Source organism: Sphingomonas sp. (assembly GCF_035758555.1).
GTDB lineage: Bacteria > Pseudomonadota > Alphaproteobacteria > Sphingomonadales > Sphingomonadaceae > Sphingomonas_B.
In genome coordinates this window covers 1-3956 of sequence record NZ_DASTXI010000056.1, presented here as the reverse complement: position 1 = coordinate 3956, position 3956 = coordinate 1, and the positions used below count along the sequence as shown (strand labels likewise).

The 3956-nt window shown below is 66.2% G+C and carries 6 protein-coding genes; 3 read left to right on the top strand and 3 right to left on the bottom strand.

Annotated features, from left to right (window positions below):
* From VFT73_RS03205 to VFT73_RS03195, 3 genes are all read left to right on the top strand, one after another.
* Positions 1–444: sulfite exporter TauE/SafE family protein (locus tag VFT73_RS03205; RefSeq protein WP_326408706.1), on the top strand; the 444-nt coding region annotated here is incomplete at its 5' end.
* A gap of 97 nt (positions 445–541) precedes the next feature.
* Positions 542–1282 (top strand): class I SAM-dependent methyltransferase, encoded by a 741-nt coding sequence (locus VFT73_RS03200; RefSeq protein WP_326408705.1) that lies wholly within the window; start codon positions 542–544, stop codon positions 1280–1282.
* Positions 1283–1329: 47 nt separating this feature from the next.
* Positions 1330–1815 (top strand): DUF2721 domain-containing protein, encoded by a 486-nt coding sequence (locus tag VFT73_RS03195; protein WP_326408704.1) that lies wholly within the window; start codon positions 1330–1332, stop codon positions 1813–1815.
* Between the two features lie 290 nt (positions 1816–2105).
* Here VFT73_RS03195 and VFT73_RS03190 read toward each other — a convergent pair whose 3' ends face one another.
* From VFT73_RS03190 to VFT73_RS03180, 3 genes are all read right to left on the bottom strand, one after another.
* Positions 2106–2609: a hypothetical protein gene (locus tag VFT73_RS03190; RefSeq protein ID WP_326408703.1), complete on the bottom strand. Its 504-nt coding sequence runs from the start codon at positions 2607–2609 to the stop codon at positions 2106–2108.
* A gap of 87 nt (positions 2610–2696) precedes the next feature.
* On the bottom strand, positions 2697–3422 hold the full coding sequence (locus tag VFT73_RS03185; RefSeq protein ID WP_326408702.1) for a hypothetical protein: 726 nt from the start codon (positions 3420–3422) through the stop codon (positions 2697–2699).
* A gap of 86 nt (positions 3423–3508) precedes the next feature.
* A partial coding sequence (locus VFT73_RS03180) for a 2OG-Fe(II) oxygenase (RefSeq protein WP_326408701.1) occupies positions 3509–3956 on the bottom strand: 448 nt, incomplete at its 5' end.

Here is a 3956-nt window from a genome sequence, read left to right as displayed (position 1 = left end):
GTCGCGCTGATCCTGACCGGCATCGCGACGCTGTATAGGAAGCGCATCGTCGAACGGCTGAGCGGGTCTTTCGGCCAGCTGGAGGACCGCCGGATCATGTGGTTGACGATCGGGCTGGGCGTCGTGCTCGGCTCGTTGGTCACGCTGACCTCAGTCGGGGCGGGCGCGCTCGGCATGACGGCCTTGCTGGTGCTGTATCCGCGCGCGCCGGTGGCGCGGCTGATCGGGTCCGACATTGCGCATGCCGTGCCGCTGACGCTGATCGCGGGGCTCGGGCATTTCGCGATGGGCACGGTGAATGTCGGCCTGTTGTTGTCGCTGCTGATCGGCTCGATTCCGGGCATCGTCGCCGGCAGCCTGATCGCGAGCCGCATGCCCGATCGGGTGCTGACCCCGATGCTGGCGCTGACGCTGGCGCTGGTGGGCGCGAAATTGCTGCTCTGACGCCCATCGACGAACCGTCGATCCGTGTCGATGACCGGACTTGAGCCGGAACGAAAACAGGCAGAATGTCCGCGCTCCACTCTCGGGGGACGAACCGATGCGCCTGCCTCTTCTCCTCGCCTCGATCGCGCTTGCCGCCACGACCGCCCACGCCAAGCCCGCCGACTATCAGCCCGCCATCGACTTCAGCGGCCGTCCCGCCGACGCCCGCGCATTGGATGCCGGGCGGCACCCGGCCGACGTGCTCGACTTCATGGGCCTGAAGAAGGGCATGAACGCGATCGATGTGCTGACCGGCACCGGCTATTATGCCGAGCTGATGGCGCAGTCGGTCGGGCCGCAGGGCAGCGTCGTCGCATTCGAGCCGGCCAATTTCTACGAAATGGGCAAGGACAAGATCGACGCGATGACCGCACGCGAGCCCAATGTGAAGCTGGTCACCGACTTCCGCGCCTCGATGGCGCCGAATGCTTATGACTTCGCGATGATCCATCTGAATTATCACGATTTCTATTGGGAAAGCGAGAAGTTCAAGGTGCCGCGGACCGATCCGAACCAGGTGCTCGCGGCGCTGTATGCGGCGATGAAGCCGGGTGGGATCGTCGCCGTCGTCGATCATGTCGGTCCGGCCGGCGACACGCGTGCGATCGTCGACAAGCTCCACCGCATCGACCCGGAAACGGTCAAGGCCGATTTCCAGCGCGCCGGATTCGTGCTCGACGGCCAGAGCGACATGCTCCGGATGCCCGAAGACGACCACAGCAAGAACGTGTTCGATCCGGCCATCCGCGGCAAGACCGACCGTTTCGTGTTCCGCTTCAAGAAGCCGGTGGCCTGAACCTGCGCGCTTGACCGGATCGGCGGTCTCGCGCCAATCCGGTCGCCATGTTCGACCTGCCTGCCGTCTCCACGATCGCGCAGACGATCCAGCTGGCGATCGCGCCGGTCTTCCTGCTGGCGGGGATCGGATCGATCCTGAACGTGCTGGCCGGGCGCCTGGCCCGCGTCGTCGACCGTTCGCGCGTGCTGGAGCAATTGCACGCGAACAGCGAGGGCGAGGAGCATCAGCGCTATGTCCGCGAGCTCAGGATCGTCGATCGGCGGATGCGGCTCGCCAACGCAGCCATCGCCCTGATCGTAGCCAGCGCCATCGTCGTCTGCTCGCTGGTCGCCTTGCTGTTCATCACCCAGCTCGCCGGCCTTGCCTTCCGCGTCGCGGTGGCGATCGCGTTCGTGCTCGGCATGGCGCTGCTGGTCGCCGGGCTGGTGCTGTTTCTGATCGAGATCAACCTGGCGCTCAGCTACCTCTATGTCCGCGAGGAGCTGCTGGAACGCGAGGAGCGGAACTGGCGGCGCGCGCACCCCAAATGAAAAAGGTTGCCGGACCCGAAGACCCGGCAACCCCTTACATGGTCAGCGGCCGGAAGGCCGCCCGGAAGCCTATAGGCTGCAGCCCTTCAGGCGCGCAGCTCCCGAACGGACTTGACCGACCTCTCTGCTGAACCATGAGACATCGGATCACCTCCTTTCGCTGTTGAAGCCAATGTGCACCGGCTGGTGCACGTCAGGAATGTGAATCGCCGCGAATCGCCGATCAAGTCTTGAAAAGAAAAATTATTTGCGCGAATCTGGTTGGGTTGTGCTGCTTCGGGACGAAGCGGCTAACGGCAATCCTCCACAACCCGCGACACTTCCGGCCAGGCCGGCACGATCAGCGCCTGCCCGCCGGCCAGCAGCATGAACCGGCCGCGGCTGAACGCCATCTCGTCGAGCAGCGGATCGCGCGCGGCAAAATCCACCTCCAGACCGGCGGCTCCGCGTCCGGCCGCGCGCGGCGTCGCGCCGTCGGTCGTGCGGATCGTCAGCGGTCCGGCGGCCGTGGTCGCCCAGATCAACCGCACGCGTTGCGCCGCGCGATCGCAACGCAGCACCAGCAACGGCGCCGTGCCGGCCTGACCGTAAACCGCTTCCCTGGTGGAAGGGCGATAGCTCCAGTCGCCGGGCGTCAGCGGCCAGTCGCGCCATTCATCGCCTTGCGGGACCGGGGACGGTGCGGGGGTCGGAGTCGGCGTAGGCGTCGGGACCGGAACCGGCTTCGGCACGGGGCGGCTCGGCGCCACGCAGGCGGACAGCATCAGAAGTGAAAAGCCGATCGCCCGCCGCATGCCCTCTCCTGCCACTGTCTGCATGAGGCACGCGCATGGCCGCTGCCGTCCGGACATGCAACCCGGCAGCGCGGCGGAACGAAGGCCTCAACCGATGAGCGCGTGCGCGAAGCTCTGCCAGGCGTGGCTTTGGCTCACGATCACGCGCAGCGGCTCGGACACTAAAAATATGCCGCCGCCCAGCAGTGTCGACGGATGCAATTTCCCGCGCGTTCCCAGATCGAAGCCGACCAGCGCGACCAGGAAGAGATCGGCGATCAGCATGCCGCCGACCGGTGAAATCACCGGCCAGTGCAGCATCCTGGATAGCCGTGCCATCGGCGTCACGCACAGCGAGAGCGTGGCCAGCATCATCAGGCGTTTGTGATGCTGCGGTTTGTTCCGGCGCAGCAGCGCAAGACCGCACAGCCACGCGAACATGCCGATGCTGACGAACGGGAAGATCAGGAACGCCGCCGGGTCGCGTCCCGGCGGCGGCGTGCCATGGCGCCCGCGCTCGATCGCGACCGTGACGCCCAGCAGGAAGACAACAAGCGCCAGTACTGCGGCAAAACCGCCGATCCTGCGGTGCAACTTGGGCTGGCCGGCGCCGATCAGTGCCGTCTGGCCGACATAGGTCAGGACCCAGGCAGTGAAGATCAGCCCGTGCACGTGCAGGATCGGCGGCACCGCCGGCCGATCGAAATAGCCGTGCAGGTAATAGCTCGGCGCAAAGCCGATGAACGTGGTCAACCCCAGCGCGACCGCCACCGAGCCGAAGAAAATCCGGTCGGCAGTCCAGACCGGCCGCGTCCGCGCGACAATCGTGGCCATCAACTCGCTCCCTTGTGGGATGAGATCAGGCGACCCGTTCGGCTATCATAGCAGATGGAAGGCCAGCCGATTGGATGGAAGCGACGTCATCTGGCGTCGTGGAAGATGATCCCCAGGGCGAAACGCAGCCCGGCGCGCACCCGGCTGACGCCGTGCCGCATCTGCACGCGATAATCGCCGCGGCTCCCCTTCACCGGCCGCTCGCGCACCGGAAACACGACAGCGTCGCCCTGCGTCAGCGGCACCACCTCCGCGCGCGACTGCATCCGCGGCCGCTGCTCGGTCAGCACGAACTCGCCGCCCTCGAATTCGCGGCCGGGCGCCGACAACAGGATTGCGACCTGCAACGGAAACACATGCTCGCCGTAAACATCCTGGTGCAGCGCGTTCCAATCGCCGGCTTGGTAACGCAGGATCAAAGGTGTGGGCCGAACCTGCCCTGCCGCATGGCATTCCTCCAGGAACGCAGCGTGCATATCGGGAAAGCGCCGAGCCGAGCCGAGCCGCTCCGCCCACCGGTTCGCGATCGCGGCA

Bases quoted from the DNA above. Each gene is read 5' to 3' on its own strand.
- VFT73_RS03200 (WP_326408705.1), top strand. From the start codon at position 542: ATGCGCCTGCCTCTTCTCCTCGCCTCGATCGCGCTTGCCGCCACGACC.
- VFT73_RS03195 (WP_326408704.1), top strand. From the start codon at position 1,330: ATGTTCGACCTGCCTGCCGTCTCCACGATCGCGCAGACGATCCAGCTG.
- VFT73_RS03190 (WP_326408703.1), bottom strand. From the start codon at position 2,609: ATGCGGCGGGCGATCGGCTTTTCACTTCTGATGCTGTCCGCCTGCGTG.
- VFT73_RS03185 (WP_326408702.1), bottom strand. From the start codon at position 3,422: ATGGCCACGATTGTCGCGCGGACGCGGCCGGTCTGGACTGCCGACCGG.